The sequence below is a fragment of the Rhodovulum sp. PH10 genome (genome assembly GCF_000293785.1).
Classification (GTDB): domain Bacteria; phylum Pseudomonadota; class Alphaproteobacteria; order Rhizobiales; family Xanthobacteraceae; genus Rhodoplanes.
This window is the reverse complement of the sequence record NZ_AKZI01000121.1, coordinates 1-23,443: the sequence shown is the minus strand read 5'-3', so window position 1 is coordinate 23,443 and position 23,443 is coordinate 1. Positions and strand designations below refer to the sequence as shown.

Genomic DNA, 23,443 nt, shown 5'->3' with positions numbered 1-23,443 from the left:
CGGCTCCTCAGGGGTGCGCCGGGCCGGGCCGTCGCTCGACGGCCGCCGCGAGGGCGCGCAGGACTCGGGCCGCGGACGGCGCCGGCAGCGGGCGCACCGTGCCGTCCGGGGCGGGGATGAAGGCGAGCCGGCGGGTCGCGAACCACTCCCGCACGAGGATCGCGCCGAACGCGCCGAAGGCGGCGCCGGCGACCACGTCGCTCGGGAAATGGGCGGAGACGACGACGCGGCTCACCGCGATCACCAGGGCGTAGGCCCAAAGGTAAGGCCGCGCCTTCGGCCACACCGCGCCGATCGCGACCAGCGCCGCGAAGGCGGTGATGGTGTGGCCGGACGGCAGGCTGGCATATTCCGACCGCCACGAGAGCGGCGAAAACGCCCACGGCCCGTGCTCGGAGGGGCGAAAGCGGCCGATCCAGCGCTTCAGGATGGTGCCGACCAGCCCCGGCAGCCCGACCGCCACGAACACGAAGCCGATGCGGGCGACGAAGGCGGCGAGAATCGCCCGCGACCAGCGGTCGAGCGTCGGGCGGATCAGCGCGGCGATCCACAGGATCGCGCCGCCGAGCGGGATCAGCAGCCAGCCGGAGCGGCCGAAATCGGTGACGTCGTCGAACAGCCCGATCACCACCGGCGGAAAGCCGCGCACCCCGGCGGCGAGCGGATCGACCAGGAGCATCAGCGCGGCGACCAGCACGACGACGACCGCCGCCCAGCGGCGGTGCGCGCGCAGAAGCGCCTTGTAGCCGAGCGTGCGATAGGGCCGGCGCGGCCGCGCGAACAGCACGTCGAGCCATGCCGCGAGGTTTTTTGCCGCCACCACGGGCCACGCCGCCCGTTTCCCGCCCGAAGGCGCGCCGTGATCGGACGTCGTCGCCGTCACGGATCGACCCCGGCAAAGGTCGCGATCGACACCCGCCGGCCGCTCGACAGGTTGACGCCCTCGATGCGGGGGCCCGGCACGTAACGCAGGCCGATGGTCCAGGCGCGCTGGGCAAAGGCGCGCTCCTGGCTCTTCTCCACGAAGACGTAGCGGCAGCGCCCGCCGACCGCGAGGAAGTCGGCCGCGCCCGCCCCGAACACGTGCTGCACCTGGGTGCCGACCAGGAAGACGAGGCTCGGCTCGTGATAGCCGGCGGTCGCCACCGCCGGGCGGTCGCAATTGCCGAAGGCGACCGCGCGGGCGAGCTGGAGCGAGGGAAACAGCGCGCCGATGGTCGAGAAGGTGGCGCCATAGGCGGCCGTCGCGATCAGGATCGCCGCCGCCGACGCCCGCATGAACGACACCTCGACGCCGTCCGCCTCGAACAGCCACCACGCGAACAGCGCCGAGATCACCGCCGCGGCCGAAAAGCCCCAGGTGACCAGCCCGAGCCGCTGACCGATCCAGATATTGACGACGATCAGGCCGAGCGCGATCACGCAGGTGAGGATGAACCACCACATCGCGGCGCGCCGCAGCCAGACGTTGCGCGACAGCGCGTCCCGCTCGATCGCCATGGCGATCAGGATGGCGACCGCCGGATAGACCGGCAGCACGTAGTGCGGCAGCTTGGTCATCGCCGCCTCGAACACCAGCCAGGTCGGCACCAGCCAGGCGAGCAGGAAGCGGGTGCCGGGCTCGCGGCGGGTGCGCCACACGGCGCCGGCCGCCATCGGCGCCAGCATCGCCGCCGGGAAGAAGGTGCCCCAGAACAGCAGGAAATAGAGGCCGGGCGGCCCCCAGTGCGACTCCTGCCCGGAGCCGACCTTGGCCAGCAGGTCGCGGCCGAGCGAATCGGCGAAGAAGCTGTCGCCCGCCTTCACGACGATCGCCACGAACCAGGGCAGCACCAGGAGCAGCATGAAGGCGACGCCGGGCAGCGGCTTCAGCCGCACCAGCCAGCCGCCCGAGCGGTCGGCGATCACCAGCGCGAGGATGGTCAACCCGACCACCATCAGGATCAGCGGCCCCTTGAGGAGGATGCCGCCGGCGAGCGCGCCCCAGAAGATCGCGGGCGTCAGCCACGGCCGGCAGACGACGGTGGCCGGCGGCTCGCTCACGGGGGCATCCACCACCGGCCTGCCCGAGGGTCTGCCCGAAGGTGTGCCCGATGCGCGGCCCGACGGATGGCGGATCGCGCCGATCGCGGCCCCCACCGCGGCATAGCCGGCGGCCGCCCCCGGCCCGTCGCGCGGGCTGCGCCCGGCGAGATAGGCGCGCGCGAGCGCCCCCATCGCGGCGATCACCGTGAGGAAGAGCATGGCGTCGGTCTTGGCGAGCCGCGCCTCGACGCCGAGCAGGATCGAGCTCGCCATCATCAAGCCCGCGAGCACCGCGGCGCGCCGCGAGACGAAGGCGAGCGCCGTCCAATAGACCAGCAGCACGCCGCCGGTCGCGCCGATCAGCGAGGGGATGCGATAGAGCGAGATCCGCGTGTCGGCGTTCGGCACGCCGAGCGCGGCGGCGGTCTCCACCACCGCCGACTGAAGCCAGTAGATGCCGACCGGCTTCTTGTAGCGGCTCTCGTCCTGGAAGCGGATGTCGACGAAATCGCCGCTCTCGACCATCTGCTTGGTGGCCTGGGCGAAACGCGCCTCGTCGCGGTCGACCGGCGGCAGGCGGAACAGGCCCGGCACGAAGGCGAGAAGGCAGGCGAGCACGAGAAAGATCGCGGCATGCCTGTGCGTGCCCGCCGACCAAGCGAGCAACGTTTCGAGCCGCATCGCAACGCCGTTGCGCGGCTTCGATCGGGCAGCGACCGTCATCGTGGTGTCCTGCTGAAAGTCGCGCGGACAATAGAGAAAAGGCAGCGGCCGGGGAAGCACCCCACGGCGCGGGGCGGCTCCTCTGTCACCGCCGGGCAACACACGGAAAACCGCTTTTTCGACAATAATTTGATGCGAGTTCTACTGGACCCGCACGAGCACGCTGTCGCTCGCACCCGCGGCGTCGGTGACGGTGAGGCGCACGAAGCCCGGCCCGTCGGGCGCCACCACCGTGCTGCGTCGGTCGCGGAGCGTCGCCGCCGGGCGGCCGTCGACCAGCACGGTGACGGGCTTTCTGCCACCGGCGATCTTTACCGCCAACGCCGCCGGAGCACCGCCGCCGGCGAGCGCATCGAGCCTGGCGCCGTTCGGCGGGAAGACGATGCGCAGAGCGGGCGCCCCCTCGCTCGGCAGCGCGCCGGGGCGGAAATGCCGCTGCGGCGTCGGCAGCCGGGCGGTCGGGGCGACCACGACGCCGCGCGGGGCCGGTGGCAGCGCCGCGGGCGGCCCGCCCCGCCGGGCAAAAGCGTCGAACAGGATCGGCGCCGCCGCGGAGATGCCGGTGAGGCCCGGCACCGGCGCCCCGTCCGGCCGACCGACCCATACGCCGATGGTGGTGCGGCCGTCGAAGCCGAACGCCCAGGCATCACGGTACCCGTAGCTGGTGCCGGTCTTGAAGGCGATCCGCCCGCCGGCGGCGTTTTCCGGCGGCGGCACCCCGTGCAACACGTCGGCGACGTACCAGGCGGCGACCGGGTCGAGCAGCCTTTTGGGCGGGACGATCAGGGCGTTGTCACGGGTTTCGGTCAGCGCCACGGTGGTGCCCTGGCGGGCGAGCCCGGCATAAAGACCGACCAAGCCCTCGAGCGTGACGCCGGTGCCGCCGAGCCCCATCGCGAGGCCGGGCGCCTCGCCCTTCGGCAACGCCAGCGTCGCGCCGGCCTGGGCGAGCCGCGCCGTGAAGCGGCTGGCGCCGACCTCGTCGAGAATTTGCACCGCCGGCACGTTGAGCGAGAGCTGGAGCGCGCGGCGCGCCGTCACCGTGCCCTGATAGGCGAAATCGAAATTGGTCGGGGCATAGGCGCCGTAACGCACCGGCCGGTCGTCGACCAGAGTTTCCGGATGAAGAAAGCCGTCCTCGAAGCCGAGCCCGTAGACGAAGGGTTTCAGCGTCGAGCCGGGCGAGCGGACCGCCAGGGTCTGGTCGACTTGCCCCGCCCGTTTCGCGTCGCCCCAGTCGGCCGAGCCGACCCGCGCGAGAACTTCGCCGGTCGCGTGGTCGACCGCCAGCATCGCGACCGACACCTCCGGCCCGAGCGTTTGCGCCCGCTCGAGGGCGAGCGCTTCGAGGGATTTCTGAAGCGGCTTTTCGATCGTCAGGCGAATGGCTTGTGGCGGATTATTCGGAGATGACGCGAGCGTCGAGGATGCGAGTGTCCGGGACGCTAGCGTCCGGTCGGCGACGTGCGGGGCGACGAGCGGCATCGGCCGGCGAAGCGTCGGCACCGGCTCGGCTTTTGCGCGCGCGATCTCGGCCGGCTCGACCACGCCGGCCGCCACCATGCGGTCGAGCACCCGGTCGCGTGCCCGCTTGGCGGCACCCGGGAACCGGTCGGGCCGGCGCGCCTCGGGCGACTGCGGCAGCGCCACCAGAAGCGCCGCCTCGCCGAGCGTCAGGCGCCGCGGCGGCTTGCCGAACCAGGCGAGCGCGGCGGCCTTTATCCCTTCCAGATTACCACCATAGGGGGCGAGGCTGAGATACAGCGCGAGGATCTGGTCCTTCGAGAGCCGCCGCTCGATCTCGATCGCCCGCACCGCCTGCCGCAGCTTTGCGGCGAGCGAGCGTTCCTCCCGCGGCTCCAGCAGGCGAGCGACCTGCATGGTGAGCGTCGAGCCGCCCGACACGATCCGCCCGTTGGCGAGGAGCTGGCCGGCCGCCCGCAGCACGGCCCAAAGGTCGACGCCGGGATGGTCGCGGAACCGCTTGTCCTCGTAGGCGAGCAGGAGGTCGAAGAAGCGCGGGTCGACCTCGTCGGATTTTACCGGCAGCCGCCACCGCCCCTCCGGCGTCGTGTAGGGCCGCAGCAGCTCGCCGTGCCGATCCGACACCTCGACCGACCATGCGAGATCCTTGCCCACCGGCGGCGGACCGAGTGCGGCGACCCAGAGGGCCGTGCAAAGGAGGGCGACCAGCACCAGAACCGGTCCGGCCGCGACGAACCACCCCCGGCCCTTGCCCGGCTGCCAGAGCGTCTTCTGCCCTCGTCCTGAGGAGCCCGCGGAGCGGGCGTCTCGAAGGGCGGGGGCGGCCCGAGAGGCGAGCCAATGGGCGGCCCCGTGGTTCGAGACGCGATCCTGCGGATCGCTCCTCACCACGAGGCCGATCGAGGCGAGTGCTCGTCGCAGCCTGTCCCGGTTCATCGCCTATTGCCGGGCAGCGGTGACGGCGACGGTGCCGGTCGCGGTGCGGCCGAAGCGGTCGGGGCGGTACATGTCCTCCACATGGGCCTGCGGCGCGACATAGCGGCCGGGCGACACCGCCCGCACCACATAGGCGACCGTGAACATCGCCGGAGACTGGGCGTTGCGCTCGAACGCCGCCGAGAAGCGGTCGTCGCGGAACTCGGTGTTCACCGGCGCCACCCCGCCGGTGATCCAGGACAGCGTGCCGGTGTCGCCGGACGAGACGAGGCGCGGATTGTCGATCTCGAAGCCGGCCGGCAGCGGGTCGACCACCAGCACCCGGCCGAACTGCGGCTGCGGCTCGGTGACCGACAGCACCACCACGAAGCGCTGGTTCTGGATCGCGGTCGACGGGTCGGCCGGCTGCCCCTCGAGCGAGAAGTACTTTCGTTCGATGGAAAAGCCGTGCGCAGAGCCGGGCTCCGGCACCACCGGGGCACCGGACACGGTGAGCACCGCCTCCACCGCCCGATCGCCGATGTTCTCCACCCGCATCGGCCGGTCGAGATCATCAGTGGCAAAGCTGCGGTAGAGCGCGCCGTCGACGGGCCGGCCGTCGAGCGTCAGCGCCAGCTTGGTCTCCCCGGCGAGCGCGCGGGCGGCGAGCACCATCCAGGCATTCTCCTGGGTGGAGGTGTGCACCGCGCGGGCGCGGGCCTCCTCCACCGCCGTCTGAGCGGCGGCGAGCAGGTCTGCCCCGGCCCGGCTCTCGGCGACCAGCGTCACCACCGCCGCCGCATCGCGCAGCGCCGAGCCGTAGTCCGGCCGCCCGGCTCCGAGCCCGTCCGACGGCGGCGGCGCGGCGGCCTTCACCGCGGCGCCGAGCACCCGCTCGGCCCGCACCCGGTCGCCGAGCATCGCCAGCGCCGCGCCGATCTGCGCCTTGGCGATCGGGGTGGCGAGCGCATCGAGCTTGGTGTCGGCGATGTAGCGCAGGTCACCGACCGGCGCCGCGCCGTTGCGGGCGAGCACATAGAGCGCATAGGGCAGGCCGCGGGCGGCATCGTCGTCGCCTTGCCCGAGTTCAGGAGCATTGGCGACCACGTTGCGCAAGCGGTCGAGCGCCAGCCGGAACGCGGCGTCGGGCACCAAAAAGCCCCGCTCGCGGGCGCGGGTGAGGAAGTCGGTCACGTAGGCATCGAGCCAGACGTCGCCGCCGCCGGTCCCCCACAGGCCGAAGGCGCCGCCGGAATCCTGCCGCGCCAGCACCCGGTCGATCGCGTCGCGCACCCGCTGGTCGGCGTCGGCATCACGCGCGACGCGGGCGTCGGCGGCCAGCTCGTTCGCATAGAGGAGCGGCAGCGCCCGGCTGGTGATCTGCTCGGAGCAGCCGAACGGGTAGCGGTCGAGCGCCTTCAAAAGCCCGGCGACGTCGAGCGCCGCCGAGGGCCCGACCGAGAGCGACAGCGCGCCGGTGCCCGGCACCAGGTCGCCGAGCAGATCGGCGCCAAACGTGAGGCTTTCGCCGGGGGCGACCGGCCGCACCGTGCGGCGCGCGAGGATTTGGGTCGCCGGCTTCACGGTGAGCGAAAAGGCACGCTCGAGCGAAAAGCCGTTCGGGCCGCTCACCGCGAGCCGGACCGTCGCATGCCCCGAGGCGTTCGCCTTCACCGGGATGGACAACCCCTGGCGCCGGTGCGCGGAAAGCCGCACGGTCGCGGCCGATTGGCCGAGCGTCACCGGCCCGTCCGCCTCGGCGGTGATCCAGTAGTCGCCGGCGGCGCCCTCCACATTGTCGAGCTCGAGCGCAACGGTGCTCTCGTCGCCGCTCAGCAGAAAGCGCGGCAGCGTCGCGGTGAGCACCACCGGGTCGCGCACGATGACGTCGGCCGAGGCGTGGCCGACCTGGGCCTCCGACCACGCCATCGCCATCACCCGCACGGTGCCGGCAAAGGCCGGAATGTCGAAGCTCACCTCGGCGGTGCCGTCGGGCGCCACCGGCACCAGCCCGGAAAAGAGCGCCAGCGGCGGCTGGGTCGGCGGGCTCGCCTGCAGCGCCATGCCGCCGCCGTCGCCGCCGGTGCGGATCGCCCCGACCGTCCCCTGCATGCCGTCGATCAGATGGCCGTAGAGGTCGCGCAGCTCGGCGCCGAGCCGGCGCTGGCCGAGATACCAGTTTTCGGGCGCCGGCGGCTCGTACCTCGTGAGGTTGAGGATGCCGACATCGACCGCCGCGACGACGATTCTCGCCTGCTTGCCGGCGAGGCCGGAGACGGTGACCGGCACCGACAAGGTCTCGTTCGGCCGCACGACCTGCGGCGTCTTCAGCGCCACGCCGAGCGTGCGCGCCGCGCGGTCGACCGACACCCATTGCACGCCGACCGCCCGGCCGGGCATGCGCTTCGCCTGCGCATCGAGCGGCCGCAGCAGCGTCGCGACGACATAGGCCCCGCTGCCCCACTCGGCCGTCACCGGCAGGGTGAGCTTCGCGACGCCGGCCTCGACCGTGCGGTTCACCGTGGTGATCAGCTTGTCGGCGCCGAGCACGCTCAGGCGCACCCGCCCCGCGGTGCGGGCGGTGACCGCGACGGTCATCGTCTCGCCGCTGCGATAGGCCGGCTTGTCGACCGCGATCTCCAGAAGGTCCGGCGTGTCGGCGGAGGCTTCGGCGAAGAAGCCGGCATCGAACGCAACCGAGGCGCCCGGCACGCCGGGCTCGGCGGACGACACGTCGAGACGGTAACGGCCCCATTCGACCGGCACCGCGATGCGGCCGGGCGTGTCCGCCGCGACGTCGAGCGTGCCGTCGGCGACGCGCCGGATGGTCTTGACCGGCTCGTAGCTCCAGGAGCCGTCCTGCCGATACCACTGATAGCGGGTGTCGACTTTCAAAAGCTCCCATTTCACGCCGCGCTGGGCACGCGTGCTGCCGTCGGGCGCCGCCACCACCACGTCGAAGCGCGCGGTCTCGCCCTCGCCCACGGTGTCGCCGGAAAACAGCGCTTTTATCCCGATCGCCGGGCCGCTCGGGGCGACCGGCAGCGTCAGCGTGCGCTCCACCGCCCGGCCGCCCGCCTCCGCCATGCGGATCGCCACGGTTGCCTCCAGCGGACGCGAGGTCGCCGGCTTCTCGCGCAAGGGCACCTCGATGCCGGCAAATCCCTTCGCGTCGGTCGCCGGCAGGTCGGTGAGCGGCTGGCGGGTGGTGCCGGCGCCCTCCTCGTCGTCCTCACTCACGCCGAAGACGTAGCCCGGAAAACCCGGCCGTCCGTCGACCGCCTTCACCGTCACCTCGCCGTCGAGATCGAGGTCGGCGGCGGGCGCGCCGTAGAGGAAGCGTCCGTCGACCGTGACGGTCGCCGGCGCGCTCTCGGAGATCGCCTTCGCCTCGGTCTTCAGGTCGAACTCGATCCGGTCCGGCACGTAGTCTTCCACCAGGAACGAGGTCTCGCCGACCGCCGGGCGCTTGGGGTCGGTGAAGGCGCGCAGCCGCCAGGTGCCGGTGGGGGCGGTCGCGACGATCGGCAGATCGACGGTGCGGCCGCCGAGCCCCTGGTCGGCGACCACGATGCGGCGGTGCTCGACGCCGTCCGGCCGCGAGAAGACCAGCGTCAGCGGCACGCCGGTCGCGGCGACGCCCTTGGCGTCGCGCAGCAGCGCCGTCGCATGCACGGTCTCGCCGGTGCGGTAGACGCCGCGCTCGGTGACCACATAGGCGTCGAGCCCGTCGGGCGCCGGGCGGCCGTCGACACCACGATCGGTGAGGTCGAAGGCGGGCGCGGTGAGGCTCAGAAAGGCGTAGTCCCCGGCGAGCGCGGCGACCAGCACGGCCGGCGCCAGCCCCGCCTCGCCGCGGGAAAACCCGGCCTCGAACAGCGCGTGGCCGTCGGCATCGGTGGTGCGGGTGGCGAGGATCTCGTTGTTGCGGGCGACCAGCCGCACCTCGACGCCCGCCCGCGGATCGGTGCTCGCCAAGGCGTTCACGAACACATGGATGCCGTCGCCGGCCGAGACCGCAGAGAGGCCGAGATCGGAGACGACGAACCACTGGGTCGCGACCGGGCCGTAGTCGGTGTCGGGCTTTCCCTTCGGCTCGGCCGCCATCACGTAAACGCCGGGCTCGAGCGTCTTCACCGCCTCGCCGACCGGGAAGGCGGTGGTCACCTCGGCATTGAGCGGCGATTCGACCGAAAGGTCGCCCGTCCACACCTTCTGGCCGCGGGTCTCCGCGATCTGCTCCAGCGTGTAGCGGTCGAGATTGCGCTCGAGATTGTCGTTGGAGAGCGGGTCGATCAGGTTGCGGTCGCCGATCCGGTAGACGGTGATCGCCACCGCCTGCGTGTTGACGCTGACCACCGGAATGCCCTGCTGGCCGGTGCGCGGCAGCACATAGGCTTTGCCGCTGAAGCGGACGAACGGCTTTCGGTCGCGCACATAGAGCGTGTACTCGGCGGCGGTGGCGAGGTTTTCCCGCACGGTCGAGGGCAAGCCCTCGCGCAGCGTGACGTGATAGCTCTCGCCATGGCTCAGGCCGCCGACGCAGAGCTGGCTGCCCTCGACCGAGAGCGCCGGCCGGTTCTGACCCTCCACCGCGACGTAGGGCGAAAAATCGGTGCGGGCGGGAAGGGCTTCCGAGAACTGGAAGCAGGCACGCGGCGAGGCGGTGTCGGCATCGACCGTGTAGTCGAGCAGGCGAAAGCCGTGCTCGGCGCGCAGCTTTTCGTACAGCGCGCGGACGCCGGGGTCGTCCTGGAGGTCGAGGGAAAGCCGCAGCGTGTCGAGCGCCGGGCGCCAGATGTTGCGATCGCCATAGGCGCGGCCGAGCAGCACGAGGGCTGAGGCTTCGTCCGCCGGAGTGGTGGCGCGCTGGTAGCCGGCATAGGCGGCGGTGGCGGCGCGGTCGAGAGAACCCCAGCGGTTGCGGTCGTTCGCGGCGGTGGTGTCGAGGATGGCGCGCGAGTAGCGCAGCCAGCCGTCGGCGGCATCGGGCGTCACGGCGACCAGCTTTGCCAGCGCCTGCAGCGCGGTCTTGGCATCGTTGCGGGAGAGTGCGCGGGCGGCGTCGCGGCGCAGCGTCTCGGGCGTCGCCTTGCCCGCCGGGCCGGCGTCCCTGCGCAGCTGCGCCTCCAGCCGGATCGCGGCATCGGCGAGGTCGTCGCGCTGGAAGGCTTTTTCAGCCGCGCCGACGGGGGCGATGAAGGCGGTGGCGCCGAAAGCGAGCGGCAGCGCGAGAAGCACGGCGAGCGCGCCGGCCCGCAGACGATCGAGCATGGAAAAGATCCTCTCTCCGGGCGGCGTCCCGGTGCCTCCCGGCCGCATCGCAGGCCGGCGGCGCAACTCCGCCACCGGCTTGGTGTGGCGGCGGCGGTGGATGGTTCGATGGGGTGGCGAATGGCGAGTGGGGAGTAGCGAGTGGGCAGTCGTAGGGCGGATCAGGCGCACTCGGACCGGCGCTTCGCGCCGTCCGAGCACGAAGGCCGCGCCGTGATCCGCCGGCGGGACGTCCAGTCACGAAAGCCGCGCCGCAATCCGCCGGTGGTGCATTCCCGGCCGCCCGGCGGAATACGCTTCGCTATTTCGCCCTACCCTCCGCCCTACCTTCGGTTTCGCGCTCCTCCGTCACCCCGGCAGTCCCGTAGGGCGGATCAGGCGCACCGCGCCGTGATCCGCCGACCAAACCTCCCGTGCCTGCGGCGGAATACGCTTCGCTATTCCGCCCTACCCTCCGCTCCGTCCTCGTCCTGCACGATGCCGGCAAAAACCTCCGACAAGGGCAGGTCGAGCCCGAGCGGAGGAGTTCTTGCCATCGCATCGCGCCCGGCGATCGGCTGCGGGCCGGCGGGAAAGCCGTTTTCGCCGCGCACCCACAGCCACACCTTCGGCTCGTCCTGCGCCACCACGAGATAGGCCACGAGGCTGTCGAGCCCGAGATATTCGGCCGCCTTGTCGCCGAGGTCGACGGTGACGGTCGAGGGCGACAAGACCTCGGCCACCAGCACCGGCAATGTCGTCGTGCGGTCCTTCGGGCTTCCGCCGGCCGGCACCACGACGATGTCCGGGGCCCGCACCGTGTCGATGCCGGTTTCGGTGCCGAAGTCCGACAGCACATCCCAACGCGTATGGTCCAGCCTTTCGCGCAGGGCGACGAGCAGGTTCCCCACGATCAGCGCGTGTCCCCTCACCGGCCGCATCATCATGACGACGAAGCCCCCCACCAGCTCGCAGCGGCCCTCCTGGTCGGGCGCTGCACGGCGCTCGACCCAGTCGAGGAAGGTCGCCTTGTCCATGTGCCGCTGCGGAATGGTCATCGCTCGTCCTTTTGCGCACGGGAGGATAGCGAAACGCCGGAGGCGGCGCGAATGACGTCTCGGCGAGCGCGAAAACGCAGTCAGTCGGGCGACACGGCGCCGAAATTTTCGGGCATCTGCACCGCGACCACGGTGCCCCGCGCGGTCACCTTGCCGCCGGCCAGAACGTCGGTCTCCACCACCACCTTGCGGCCCTTGATCTGGGCGACGCGCCCGCGGATCTCGATCTCGCCGAGCGGGGTCGGAGCCAGATAGTCGACGTGCAGCGAGCCGGTGACGAAGCGGAACGCCGGCAGCGTGTCGAGCCCCCGCCCCTCCTGGCGATACATCGCGGCAGCGGCGGTGCCGGTCGAGTGGCAGTCGATCAGCGAGGCGATCAACCCGCCATAGACGAAGCCCGGAATGGCGGTGTGCCAGGGCTCCGGCACGAAGCGGGTGACGGTCTCGTCGCCGTCCCACACGGTCTTGATTCGATGGCCGTGCGCGTTGAGCCGGCCGCACCCGTAACAATGGGCGACGGCCTCGGGATAGTGGTCCTGAAATGCATCCATGCGATCGCTCGGCGGTGGCAAAGGGGGCGAGTGGCGAGGAAGAGAATAACGCCTCGCGCGTGACGGACAACGCCCGATGGTGCTGCGCGGGGACATGCCTCGCCCGTCCGATCGAAACGGCATGACAACCAGACGATATTACCGCGAGCCTCACACAACCATAAGCGATTGTAGATCGGCCGCTTCCGCCTTCCTTTCTGCCTCATGCAACGATTTCCGGGTCCCGCGACGCCCGCGCAGGGTGTAGGACGAGACCCACGGTTGCTGCGCTGCAGCAGCCGTGCGCGAAAACCCCCGCAAAGACCCCTGAAAGTGACATGGAGAGTTGGAATGGCGACCAGCCTGAAGGAGATGATGGCCGCGGCCAATGCCGCAGTCCCGAAAATTTCCCCGGACGAGGCGCGCGGCCTGATGGCGGGGGGCGACGTTCTGGTGGTCGACGTGCGCGACGCCCCGGAAGTCGCCAATTCCGGCAAGGTGAAGGGCGCGGTGCACGTGTCGCGCGGCATGCTGGAGTTCCGGGCCGACCCGGAGTCGCCGTTCCACGACAAGGCGTTCGACAAGGCGAAGACGGTGATCGTCTACTGCGCCTCGGGCGGCCGCTCGGCGCTCGGCGGCAAAGTCTTGAAGGACCTCGGCTACGAAAAGGTGCTCAATCTCGGCGCGTTCAAAGATTGGGTGGCCGCCGGCGGCGCGGTGGAGAAGCCGCTCGAGCCCGGCATGTGACGTGATTTTTTTGGACGGACAGCGATGGCCCACGCGAGGCCCCCTCGGCCGGAGCCCTCGCTGTCGCTCGGACTCCGACCTCTCCCCGCACGGCGGGGAGAGGTGAAAAGCCGTAGGTCGGCAGCCGTAGGGTGGGCAGAGGCGCATGGCGCCGTGCCCACCAGTCCACCGTGGCGGCCCATCGGGTCGGCCCGTGGTGCGCACGCTTCGCCGTGCCCACCCTACGGTCCGCGCATCCGCGCGTGACACACACGCGAGCGTGTCACGGGAGCGTGTGTCAGGCCAGCGTGTAGCTGGTCTTCACCGTGGTGTAGAACTCGATGGCGTAATGGCCCTGCTCGCGCGGACCGTAGCTCGAGCCTTTTCGGCCACCGAACGGCACGTGATAGTCGACGCCGGCGGTCGGCAGATTGACGTTCACCATGCCGGCGTCGGAGTTGCGCTTGAAGTGGGTCGCGTGCTTCAGGCTCGTGGTACAGATGCCGGACGACAGGCCGAACGCGGTGTCGTTCGCCACCGTCAGCGCCTCCTCGTAGTCCTTCACCCTGATCACCGCGGCGACCGGCCCGAAAATCTCTTCCCGCGCGATCTGCATGTCGTTGCGGCAGCCGACGAACAGCGCCGGCTGGAGATAAAAGCCCTGGGTATCACGATTGAGCCGCTCGCCGCCCCAGTGCAGCGTCGCGCCCTCCTTCTGGCCGATCGCGATGTAGCGCAGATCCTGCTCGAGCTGATTGTCGTCGACCACCGGACCGATATGGGTGCCCGGCTTCAGCGCATGGTCGACCACCAGCGCCTTCATGCGCTCGGTGAGGCCGTCGACGAAGCGGTCGTGAATTTTTTCCGTGACGATCAGCCGGGTGCCGGCGGTGCAGCGCTGGCCGGTCTGGTGGAAAGCGCCGTTGGCGGCGCACTCCACGGCGACGCCGAGATCGGCGTCGTCGAGCACGACGAGCGGGCTCTTGCCGCCCATCTCCATCTGCACCTTCTTCATCACCGGCGCGGTGACGGCCGCCTGGGCGATCTTTCGGCCGGTCGCGACCGAGCCGGTGAAGGAGATCGCCGCGACGTCGTCGTGGCCGAGCAGCACGTCGCCGATCTCCGAGCCGCGCCCCATCACCAGATTGAACACGCCGGCCGGAATGCCCGACCGCGCGATGATGTCGGCGAGTGCCCAGGCCGAGCCCGGCACCAGATCGGCCGGCTTGATCACCACGCAGTTGCCGTAAGCGAGCGCAGGCGCGATCTTCCAGGCTGGGATCGCGATCGGAAAGTTCCACGGCGTGATCATCGCCACCACGCCGACCGCTTCGCGGGTGACGTCGACCTCGACGCCGGGCCGCGTGCTGGCGAATTTTTCCCCGGCCATCCGCACCGCTTCGCCGGCGAAGTATGCGAACACTTGGCCCGCGCGGGTCGCCTCGCCGATGCCGTCGGCGAGCGTCTTGCCCTCCTCGCGCGCGAGCAGCCGGCCGAGCTCCTCCTTGCGGGCGAGAATCTCGTCGGAAATCCTCTTCAGCGCCTCGTAGCGCAGATGCGGGCTGGTGCGCGACCACGCCGGAAACGCCGCCTTCGCCGCGGCGATCGCGGCCTCCGCGTCGGCGCGGCTCGCGCGGGCGTACTCGCCGACGGTGTCGGAGAGGTCGGACGGGTTGACGTTCGGAGCCGCATTGGCGGCCGCGACCCATTCGCCGCCGATGAAATTCTGATGCACCGTCATGCCGGGAAGGTCTTCCGCTGAAGTTTTCGGGACGGCCGGATCATAGAGGCTCCGTCCGTCGAGGCAACGCGGGCGGGCGCCGCACCCGCCCGCTCCCGTCGCGCCCGGTCCGTCGCCGGGCGGGGAAAGAAAAAGCCCGGCGACGGTTCGGCGGCGATGTCACACCGTCTTCTCGGCGACGCCCGCCTCGTCGAAGGTCGCCATGCCGGCGTGGCAGGCGAGGGCTGCGCGGGCGAGCAGCATGGCGACCGCCGCGCCCGTCCCCTCGCCGAGCCGCATGCCGATGTCGAGGAGCGGCACCAGGCCGAGCGCGTTGAGCGCGGCGCGGTGGCCGGGCTCGGCCGAGACGTGGGCGGCGCGGCAGTGCGCCAAGGCGTCGGCGTTCACCCGCGAGAGCGGCAGCACGGCGGCGGTGGCGACGAAGCCGTCGAGCAGCATCGGCACGCCGTGGTGGCGCGCAGCGAGCGTCGCCCCCATCATCGCGGCGAGCTCGCGCCCGCCGAGCGCCGCGGCGATGCGCAGCGGATCGGCCACCAATTTCTCGTGGCGGGCGAGCCCGGCATCGACCACCGAGCGCTTGCGGGCGAGGCCCGCCTCGTCGATCCCGGTGCCGCGGCCGACCCAGCGCGAGCCGCCGCCGCCGAGCAGCGCCGCGCACAGCGCCGCCGCCGCGGTGGTGTTGCCGATGCCCATCTCGCCGACCGCGAACAGATCCGTCTCTGGGTCGACCGCCTCGTATCCCGCCGTCACGGCGGCGAGAAAATCGGCGTCGTCCATCGCGACCCCTTGCGTGAAGTCGCCGGTCGGCCGATCGAGATCGAGCGGCACCACGCGCAGCGCCGCGTCGGCCTCCTCGGCGAGCTTGTTGATCCCTGCCCCGCCCGCCGCATAGTTCGCCACCATCTGCCGGGTGACGTCGATCGGGAAGGCGGAGACGCCGCGCGCGGCGATGCCGTGATTGCCGGCGAACACCACGATCTCGACCTTGTCGAGCCGCGGGATCGGCCGGCCCTGCCAGCGGGCGAGCCAGATCGCCAGCTCCTCGAGCCGGCCGAGGCTGCCCGGCGGCTTGGTGAGTCGGCCCTGCCGCTCGGCCGCGGCTTCGGCGGAGGCGCGGTCACCCTCCGGCAGGTCGCGACAGGCGGCGCGAAGGTCGTCTAGAGTGTCGAAATTCAAGGAGAGTCCTTCCCGATGACCAGTCCATTCAGCAATACGAACAGCCTGCGCGATTGGCGCGACGACATGCGGGTGGCAATCGCGCTGCTGACCCGAATCCCGATGACGCATCCGGACGGGCCGGCACCGTCTTACCTCGCGCGAGCGCTCCGAGTCTTCCCGCTCGTCGGCGCGCTGATCGGTGCGATCGTCGGCCTCGTCTATCTCGCCCTGCACGGGCTCGGCGTGCCGGCGCCGGTCGGTGCGGCGCTGGCGCTCGGGGCGAGCGCGCTCGTCACCGGCGCGCTGCACGAGGACGGGCTCGCCGATGTCGGCGACGGTTTCGGCGGCGGCCACACCAAGGCGAAGAAGCTCGACATCATGCGCGACAGCCGGCTCGGCACCTACGGCTCGGTGACGCTGGTGGTGACGTTCGCCACGAAACTGTTCGCGATCGCGTCGCTGCCGGTGGTGGCGGTGCTGCCGGTGCTGGTGACCGCGCACGCGCTCGGCCGGGCGGCGATCCCGGCGCTGTCGGTCAAGCTGCCGGCGGCGCGCAAGGACGGGCTCGGCGCGCGGGTCGGCGCGCCCGAGCAGTCGGTCGCGGTCACCGCCGCGATGATCGCGCTGGTGGTGGCGCTGCTGATGCTGCCGCTGCGCGAGGCGCTGCTCTCGGTGCTGCTGGCGGTCGCCGCGGCGGCGGCGATCGGCGCGCTGGCGATGCGCCAGATCGGCGGGCAGACCGGCGACGTGCTGGGCGCCGCCGAGCAGGCGGTCGAGGTCGCCGTGCTGGTCGCCTGCGCGTCGCGCTTCGCGGCGTGACGGGACGCGACGCGATGGCCGACGAGCTTCGCCTCTGGCTGATCCGGCACGCCCCGGTCGACGGGCCGCGCGGGGTGATCCACGCGCCCGACGCGCCCGCCGATCTCACCGACACCGCACGGCTCGAGGCGCTGAAGGCGGCGCTGCCGAAAGACGCACCCGCCTGGGTGAGCCCGGCGCGCCGCACGGTGGAGACCGCGCAGGCGCTCGGCCTCACCGCGACCGAGGAGATGGATTTTCGCGAGCAGGGGTTCGGCGAGTGGACCGGGCGGCGCCACGACGACCTCGCGGTCGAGCTCGGCCCCGCCTACACGATCTTCTGGCGGGCGCCGGCGCGCCGCCGGCCGCCGGGCGGGGAAAGCTTCTGCGATCAGATCGCGCGGGTGAAGCGCGGGATCGACACATTGCCCGACGGCGACGCCGTGCTGGTGGTGCATTCCGGCACCATCCGCGCGGCGCTGTCGATCGCGCTCGACCTCGCCCCGGAATGCGCGCTGCGGTTCGTCGCCGATCCGCTGTCGCTCACCCGGCTCGACCGCCTGGCGGGGAGCTGGCGGGTCGGCTGCGTCAACCGGCGCTGACGCGGCCGCCCCGTATCGTCGTGCTGGCCTCGGCGCGCCGTCGAGCGGCGCGCAGGGTGCTGCCTCGGCGCGCCGTCGAGCGGCGCGCACCGTGCTTGGCTCGGCGCGCCGTCAAGCGGCGCGCACCGTGCGGAGGAACTTCGCCACCTCCTCGGCGAGGCGGTCGCTCTCGCCGGCCAAGGCCCGGGCCGACGACAGCACGCGGCTCGACGCCTCGCCGGTCTCGCCCGCCCCCTGGTCGACCTCGGTGATGGTCGAGGCGACCTCGGTGGTGCCGTGCGACGCCTCCTGCACGTTGCGGGCGATCTCGGCGGTCGCCGCGCCCTGCTCTTCCACCGCCGCGGCGATCGAGCCGACGATCTCCGCGACGCGCCCGATGGTGCCGCCGATCTCCTTGATCGCCGCGACCGATTCGCCGGTCGCCGCCTGCATGCCGGAAATCTGCGTCGCGATCTCGCCGGTCGCCTTGGCGGTCTGGCCGGCCAGGGCCTTCACCTCCTGGGCGACCACGGCAAATCCGCGCCCCGCTTCCCCGGCCCTGGCCGCCTCGATGGTCGCATTCAGCGCCAGCAAGTTGGTCTGCTCGGCGATCGCGGTGATCAGCTCGACGACGTCGCCGATCCGGCCCGCCGCCTGCGACAGCGCATTGATGCGGCCGTCGGTCTTCTCCGCCTGCTTGACCGCCTCGTCGGCGATGCGCGCCGATTCCTGCACCTGGCGGCCGATCTCGCTCACCGAGGCGGTGAGCTGGCCGGTGGCCGAGGCGACGCTCTGGACGTTGTCGGAGGCCTGCGCCGAGGAGGCGGCGACCGTCGAGGCGAGCGACTGGGTGGTCTCGGCGGTGCGGGTCAGCGACGCCGCGGTCTCCTCGAGCTCCTTGGCCGCCGACGAGACGCCCGACACGATCGCGCCGACCGCCGTCTCGAACTCGCAGGCGAGCCGCTCGCGGGTCGCCTCGCGCTCGCTGGCGGTGCGCGCCTCGGCCGCCTTCTGCTCGCTCTCGAGCGCCGCCACCCGCACGAGATTGTCCTTGAACACCTGCAGCGCCGCCGCCATCCGGCCGATCTCGTCGTGGCGGTCGGCGCCCTCGATCTCGACCCCGAGGTCACCCGCCGCGAGCTTCTGCATGGTCGCCGTCATCCGCGCCACCGGCCGCAGGAGCCCGGTGACCACGAACCAGCCGGCGGCGAGGCACAGCACCAGCGCCAAGCCGATCGCACCGAGGATCAGCACCCGCGCCGAGGCGAACACCGAGGCACCGCGCTCGGCCGCCGCGCGGCCGCCCTCGATGTGCCCGGCGAGCGCCGTCTCGACGCGCTTGCGCAGGCCGAAGAACAGCTTGCGGACATTGCCGACGAACTGCTTGCGGGCCGCCGCCATGTCGTCCGTCCACGAGGTCGCGAGCAGCGCCCGCCCCTCGGTGCGATGGGCGGCGAGGTCGCGCTCGAAGGCCTCGACGAACGCCTTCTCCTCGGGGGTCTTGACGCTCGCCGCATAGGCGGCCCAGGTCTCGTCGAGCTCCTTGTTGCCCTCGTCGAACAGCCCGTCGAGCCGCGTCTTGTCCTCCGGCCGCGAGGCGATGATGTGCGAGGCCTCGACCAGCCGGATCTGCTCGACCAGCTTGCCGGTGGTGCCGAGCCGCCCGATCGCCGGCAGCCAGACGTCGCGCAGCTCGGCCGCCGAGGCGTCGACATTGGCGAGCTGGCGAATCGCGAAGGCGCCGAGCCCGGCCGCGGTGAGCGCGACCAGCGCGAAGGCCGCCACGACCTTGGCGCGAACGGAAAGACGGAAGAACCGGGACATGGGAGAAAAATCCGAGACTGTTGCATCACGTGGAAGGCGAGGCATTACGTCCCGGCGACGCTGAAATTAGTATTAAGGGAGGAGATAAAAACAATCGGCCCGTGCAATTCGAGCATCCGCCTCGCGTGAAGGCAGTTCTCGGCCGGTATCGCAGCGTATTCGCGGACAGCGCTCGACACGAAAACTTCGGATTCCGAAAACGAGCGTCCGACCGCCCGCGAGCGAGGACGTCGCGCCGGCGATGCGGCACCGCCGGCGCTGCTCGCGCCGCCCGCGCGGCCCGGCGGCAGCGGCCGGGCCGCCTTCGGCCGCGCGATCGCATCCGGCGACTTGCTCCGGACCGCGCTGCCGGGTTATCTGGGCCGGCGAGCCGGCGGGTGCCGAAACGGCAGGAGCCGCCGTGTCGAAACGAGCGGACAGTCTTCTCTCACGGCCCCGTAGCTCAGCCGGATAGAGCAGCAGCCTTCTAAGCTGTTGGTCGCAGGTTCGAATCCTGCCGGGGTCGCCAACACTCTTTGATTTCAATGGGTTAAGGGCCGGTTCGACAAGGTTCGACAACGTTCGGCACGAAAAGCCGCCCCCGGTGGCACGGGGGCGGCTTTCGGTCGAGCAAGGAGCCCCGCAACCGAGCGGCGGCGCGTGCAACTATTGCACAGCGTCGCACGGGGCGACAATCCGGGCCAGCGCCCGGCCGCCGAGCATCACGAGGTCCGGGTGCGGGCCTCCCCGCCATCCTCGCCGGCGGAGCGCGGCCCTGACCGGCGCCGGGTAGGAGCGCCACAGCGCGGCGGTGCCCTCTCGGCTATAGACCCGGCGACCGTCTGCGGTCGGCGCCCACGCCGAGTGGAAACCCAACGTGGCGCACACCTGGTCGCGCGGCAGGGTGAGGACGAGCGTGCAGGCGGACAGGCACGGCCCGTCGATCACCACCCGCCGGCCCTCCCGTGCGAGACCGTCGTACTTGACTCTATAGAGAGCGATCGGCCCGCCCGGATCGTCCGTGATCCGCCAGTCGGCGCGGGCGGTGGCGGACGAGCCGGCCAGGCCCACGGCGGCGACCGCGGCCACCGCGCCGAACCGGACGGCGGCGGCGAGCGCGCCGGCGGCCGCGGTGAGCACGGCACCGGCGATCGAGCGCACGACGTGCCGGTGGCCGCTTTCCAGGGTCTCCACTCGCGCGGCCAAGGCAAGGGCGCGCTCCACCACCGGCGCCAGGTCCCGCGGCGTCAACGCCTGCTCGATCCTCTCGTCGATGCGGTCGAGCCGGCGGACCATGTCCTCTTGCCGCGCCTCGATCCGGGCGAGGACGGCGCCGAGTTCGGCGACGGTGGTGCGCGCCATGGCTCAGTCCTTCCCCGGTCCCTGGTTCGGCCACCAGAAATGGACGAACAGCCCGCCGACCACGAAGCCGACGAGCGGGCCGAGCAGCGGGAACGCCGCGCTGGCCCACCACACGGTCTGCGACAGGGTGGGTGTGTCGGTCGCGAGCGCCCACCCTTCGAGGAGGCCGAACGTCGCGATCACCGCGACGACGAATGCCCCCCAGCCCCAGCGAGTCACTTCGCGGCCGCCTTCGGCGCGTCGCTGGCGGCGAACAGGCCGAGCGCGGTGGCGATCACCGTGGCGTCGGTCATCAGCCGGCCGAGGTCGAACGAGCCCGTGTTGATCTGCACGAGGATGTCGATCACGGCGCCGAGGATGCCGGCGCCGCCGGCGGTCGAGGTCTTCCAGTTGGCGAAAATGGCGGAGAACATGGCTTTTCCTTCGAAGAGGCGCCGCACATTGGCGGCGAGGATGACGAGGACGACGACTGCCGCGCCGACGACGATCGGGGACGGGACGCCGGCGGCGGTCGCGGCGACGACGGCGCCGGTGGCGGCGCCGATCTCGATGACGGGGGAAGGCCCGGACGGAAGGTCGAGGGCGTGCGGGTCGAGCTCGACGAGCGCCTTGGCGATCGCCACGGTGCCGAGCTGCTCGTCCCAGGCGGTCGAGGACCACTTCCCGTCCGCGATGTACTTTCCGCGCTGCTGCAAGCTCGTGGCGGCGAAGAGGTACGGCGAGTTCACGCCGCGGGCGATGTAGCCGGTGCCGTTGAAGCGCTCCCACTGGTAGAGGGCGCGCGGGATCGACCAGTCGGTGATTTTGTCGAGCTGCTTACCCGGCATGGTGAGCGCGTCGATCGCCGCGGCTTCCCAGGTCGAGAACGGGCCGCGGTTCGGCGGTTCAAGGCGCGTTTTTCGCCCGGTGCCGATGATCTTCTCGCCGTTGTGCAGGACGCCGGCAAAGTCGCCGCTCGACTCGCGCCAGTGGGCGCAGGCGATCCACCACCACGGCACGCCCGTCTTGGCCTGAACGGCCTCGTAGCGGGCGCGGTTGGCGATCAGCTTGCGCGCCGCCGAGACGGCGCGGGCGTGATCGTCCGGCGAGATCGTCGCTTTCGCCCACAGGTTCGCGAGCCCGACTTTGGAGGCCGCGAAAGAGGGGTTCGCCATCAGCCCACCTCGCCCTTCGGCGGGTCGGCCACGGCGACGGCGTTGCGCTTGTCGAGCGCCTCCGCCATCTCGCGGAGCGCCTCCTCGACGGCTTCGAGGCGGGCGTCATTCGGGTTCGGGGCATTGGCCGCGGCCTGCCAGGACGCGATGGCCTTGCGGGCGGCGGCGAACAGCCCGGACAGGACCGTCCATCCGCCGATCGCAGCCATGCCGCCGAGCAAGACCTGCAAGGCGGTCGAGACGTCGCTAAGGAAACCCATTTCCATTTCCCTTTCGTTAGGAGGTGGCGAAGGCAACAAAAAAGCCGCCCCGAAGGCGGCCGGCCGTTACCCGTCTGGTAAGGTGATCAGTTCTTCGGCACGCCGCCGATCGGCACGCAGGCAGAGGCCCGGAGCGCATGCCCCGTGCTGGTGGCGAGCCGCGCGCGGGCGGCCTCGCAGGCTTCGGCGTCGGGATACGGTGACAGGAACGCCGGCTGTGACGTCGTGATCAGAAGGAAGACGAGAACCCAGGTCGGCATGATGGCCTCACAGTCTTGCGGCAGCGCGGAACGCATCGGGCAGTGTCGCGGGGTCGATCCCGAGCGCGGGGGCGAGTGTGCTGAATAGGGGGTTAGCGATGTTGAACGTGGCCCGGTATTTCCATTCGATCTCGGCGCGTGCGCGCTCCGTCTGATCCGTGATGGCGCCGATCGCCGCGGCCACATCCGCCTCGGTCTTGCCGAGGTCGAGGAGCCAGAGCAGGCACTGTGCCTTGCTGATCTCTGGAACAGGATCGGGCTCGGCCGGAGGCTCAAAGCTCACGAGCGCGCCATCGATCAATCGCCGCCGTCCGGGATGCTCGATCATCTCGCGCCACTGCTCGTCGGTGATCGGGACAGACTCGGCAGGGATCGTCGGATTGATGTCGTCGGAGTAGAAGGCCGTGGCAAATCCGGCAGCGTCGAGAATTACGAATTTGCTCATGATCAGTATCCGATGGCGATGAAGAAGGCGGCAGCACCGGCCGCAGCAATAACACCAGTGTTGTCGATCGATCGATGCTCGGTCACGAACGAAGTGCGAGAGGCACTGGTGACGTACACGGATCGCAGTAGGGCCGGATTGTTCCCGACGTTCATCGTCACCTGCACTGAGCAGCAGACAGCAGGAAAAGCGACGGGGAAGCTGGTAGTCCGTGTCCCGTTGGACGGACTCCCCGTCATCCCCCACTGGATGATCAGGCCGCCTGGGAGCTTGACATACCCGCTCGACGCCTTGCTGAGGCCGCTCGCGAGCCCAGCCGACGTGACAGCGCGAACAGCATCAGTGCCGGCCAAGGCTTCTGCGCTGGTCGCAAGCTCGACGACGCCGGAGGCGCTGTCCGTCGCGCCCTGTTTGATGTTCGCGAATGCCGCCGGCGCGCTCGCGACGTCGGACAGGTTGTTCGCCGCGAGCAGATCACCGCCGCCGGCGATCGTGTCCCATCCCGGATCGGCGTTGGGGCCTGCCGTCCGTAAATACTGTCCCCCCGTCCCGGCCGCGAGCTTCTGCCATCCGGACGCGCCGCGAAACAGAATATCGCCGTGCGCCGCCGACCCAATCAGGTCGAGCGCCTGCGAGATCGTCAGGTCTTCGGGAGAGCCCGTTCCGGCCGTATCGCGCCCGATCAGCCGGGCGGTCGCGAGCGGCGCCATCTTGGCGAGGGTGATCGCCCCGTCCGGCACGGAAAGCGTCGGGTCGCCGGAGACGCCGTCCCCGTTGGCGACGGCGACCGTCGCCGACCCGGTGATGGTGCGCTGTGCCCAGGTGTCGGCCGCCGTGCGCACCGCGATGCCGGTCCCGGCGAGCCCTTCGAGCGCGGCGAGGTCGTTCGCAAGCCCGAGGGTAGGATTGCCGCCCACGCCCGTGCCGTTCGCAACGGTCAGGCCCGCCGCCGGGCCGACGAGTGTGCGCGTCGCGAAGGTCGCGGCACCGGTGCGCACGACGTGGCCGCTCGTCGACAGCGCGGCGAGCGCGTCGAGGTCCGCGTCATGCGGCTGCACGTCGGAGCCGATCGCGACGCCGAGCGTCGCCCGTGCGTCACCGGCCGTCTCGTCGGCGAGCAGGCCGCGCGCGAACGGCGTGAGGGGGGGGGGGGGGGGGGGGGTGGC

19 protein-coding genes and 1 tRNA gene are annotated in these 23,443 nt (G+C 71.3%); 4 read left to right on the top strand and 16 right to left on the bottom strand.

Annotated features, from left to right (window positions below; translation table 11 throughout):
• Nucleotides 1-7: 7 nt before the first annotated feature.
• The 6 genes from A33M_RS18050 to A33M_RS18025 form a co-directional block, all read right to left on the bottom strand.
• On the bottom strand, nt 8-883 hold the full coding sequence (locus A33M_RS18050; protein ID WP_157223545.1) for a phosphatase PAP2 family protein: 876 nt from the start codon (nt 881-883) through the stop codon (nt 8-10).
• On the bottom strand, nt 880-2,748 hold the full coding sequence (locus A33M_RS18045) for an ArnT family glycosyltransferase (protein ID WP_052027118.1): 1,869 nt from the start codon (nt 2,746-2,748) through the stop codon (nt 880-882). Before A33M_RS18045 ends, A33M_RS18050 begins: the two co-directional genes overlap by 4 nt.
• Before the next feature lie 141 nt (nt 2,749-2,889).
• Nucleotides 2,890-5,169: a penicillin-binding protein 1C gene (pbpC, locus tag A33M_RS18040; protein WP_008390167.1), complete on the bottom strand. Its 2,280-nt coding sequence runs from the start codon at nt 5,167-5,169 to the stop codon at nt 2,890-2,892.
• 3 nt (nt 5,170-5,172) lie between these two features.
• Complete coding sequence (locus A33M_RS18035; protein ID WP_008390165.1) at nt 5,173-10,422, bottom strand: alpha-2-macroglobulin family protein; 5,250 nt, start codon at nt 10,420-10,422, stop codon at nt 5,173-5,175.
• A gap of 437 nt (nt 10,423-10,859) precedes the next feature.
• The gene (locus tag A33M_RS22555; protein ID WP_008390163.1) at nt 10,860-11,459 is read right to left on the bottom strand and encodes a Uma2 family endonuclease; all 600 of its coding nucleotides are present in this window, start codon (nt 11,457-11,459) and stop codon (nt 10,860-10,862) included.
• Nucleotides 11,460-11,539: 80 nt separating this feature from the next.
• A complete protein-coding gene (locus A33M_RS18025; RefSeq protein WP_008390161.1) occupies nt 11,540-12,010 on the bottom strand; it encodes a PaaI family thioesterase in 471 nt (156 codons plus the stop codon).
• A gap of 330 nt (nt 12,011-12,340) precedes the next feature.
• Between A33M_RS18025 and A33M_RS18020 the strand changes: the two genes are divergently transcribed.
• Entirely contained in the window at nt 12,341-12,736 is a 396-nt protein-coding gene (locus tag A33M_RS18020) for a rhodanese-like domain-containing protein (RefSeq protein ID WP_008390160.1), read from the top strand.
• 277 nt (nt 12,737-13,013) lie between these two features.
• Here the strand turns inward: A33M_RS18020 and A33M_RS18015 are convergent, their stop codons facing one another.
• Together A33M_RS18015 and cobT are read right to left on the bottom strand one after the other, a co-directional pair.
• On the bottom strand, nt 13,014-14,456 hold the full coding sequence (locus A33M_RS18015) for an aldehyde dehydrogenase family protein (protein WP_008390157.1): 1,443 nt from the start codon (nt 14,454-14,456) through the stop codon (nt 13,014-13,016).
• Nucleotides 14,457-14,615: 159 nt separating this feature from the next.
• On the bottom strand, nt 14,616-15,632 hold the full coding sequence (gene cobT, locus A33M_RS18010; RefSeq protein WP_008390155.1) for a nicotinate-nucleotide--dimethylbenzimidazole phosphoribosyltransferase: 1,017 nt from the start codon (nt 15,630-15,632) through the stop codon (nt 14,616-14,618).
• 15 nt (nt 15,633-15,647) lie between these two features.
• Here cobT and cobS point away from each other — a divergent pair, with 15 nt between their 5' ends.
• On the top strand, nt 15,648-16,433 hold the full coding sequence (gene cobS, locus A33M_RS18005; protein ID WP_008390153.1) for an adenosylcobinamide-GDP ribazoletransferase: 786 nt from the start codon (nt 15,648-15,650) through the stop codon (nt 16,431-16,433).
• A gap of 14 nt (nt 16,434-16,447) precedes the next feature.
• Nucleotides 16,448-17,014, top strand: a complete 567-nt coding sequence (locus tag A33M_RS18000) for a histidine phosphatase family protein (RefSeq protein WP_008390151.1) — start codon at nt 16,448-16,450, stop codon at nt 17,012-17,014.
• Nucleotides 17,015-17,125: 111 nt separating this feature from the next.
• On the opposite strand, the gene A33M_RS17995 is transcribed toward A33M_RS18000, so the two are convergent.
• Entirely contained in the window at nt 17,126-18,817 is a 1,692-nt protein-coding gene (locus A33M_RS17995) for a methyl-accepting chemotaxis protein (protein WP_008390149.1), read from the bottom strand.
• A gap of 431 nt (nt 18,818-19,248) precedes the next feature.
• On the opposite strand from A33M_RS17995, the gene A33M_RS17990 reads away from it, so the two are divergent.
• Nucleotides 19,249-19,325 (top strand) — tRNA-Arg (locus A33M_RS17990).
• Nucleotides 19,326-19,462: 137 nt separating this feature from the next.
• Here A33M_RS17990 and A33M_RS24180 read toward each other — a convergent pair.
• The 7 genes from A33M_RS24180 to A33M_RS17960 form a co-directional block, all read right to left on the bottom strand.
• Nucleotides 19,463-20,158, bottom strand: a complete 696-nt coding sequence (locus tag A33M_RS24180; protein WP_008390147.1) for a hypothetical protein — start codon at nt 20,156-20,158, stop codon at nt 19,463-19,465.
• Nucleotides 20,159-20,161: 3 nt separating this feature from the next.
• Nucleotides 20,162-20,377: a hypothetical protein gene (locus A33M_RS17980; protein ID WP_008390145.1), complete on the bottom strand. Its 216-nt coding sequence runs from the start codon at nt 20,375-20,377 to the stop codon at nt 20,162-20,164.
• The gene (locus A33M_RS22545) at nt 20,374-21,312 is read right to left on the bottom strand and encodes a hypothetical protein (protein WP_008390142.1); all 939 of its coding nucleotides are present in this window, start codon (nt 21,310-21,312) and stop codon (nt 20,374-20,376) included. Before A33M_RS22545 ends, A33M_RS17980 begins: the two co-directional genes overlap by 4 nt.
• Complete coding sequence (locus A33M_RS17970; protein ID WP_008390141.1) at nt 21,312-21,572, bottom strand: hypothetical protein; 261 nt, start codon at nt 21,570-21,572, stop codon at nt 21,312-21,314. The genes A33M_RS22545 and A33M_RS17970 overlap by 1 nt, the downstream gene beginning before the upstream one ends.
• A gap of 86 nt (nt 21,573-21,658) precedes the next feature.
• Complete coding sequence (locus A33M_RS24175; protein ID WP_008390138.1) at nt 21,659-21,832, bottom strand: hypothetical protein; 174 nt, start codon at nt 21,830-21,832, stop codon at nt 21,659-21,661.
• Between the two features lie 7 nt (nt 21,833-21,839).
• A complete protein-coding gene (locus tag A33M_RS22540) occupies nt 21,840-22,277 on the bottom strand; it encodes a hypothetical protein (protein WP_008390136.1) in 438 nt (145 codons plus the stop codon).
• A 2-nt stretch (nt 22,278-22,279) separates the two neighbouring features.
• Nucleotides 22,280-23,443, bottom strand: a 1,164-nt coding sequence (locus A33M_RS17960; RefSeq protein ID WP_040621521.1) for a gp53-like domain-containing protein, incomplete at its 5' end; no start/stop codon positions are given.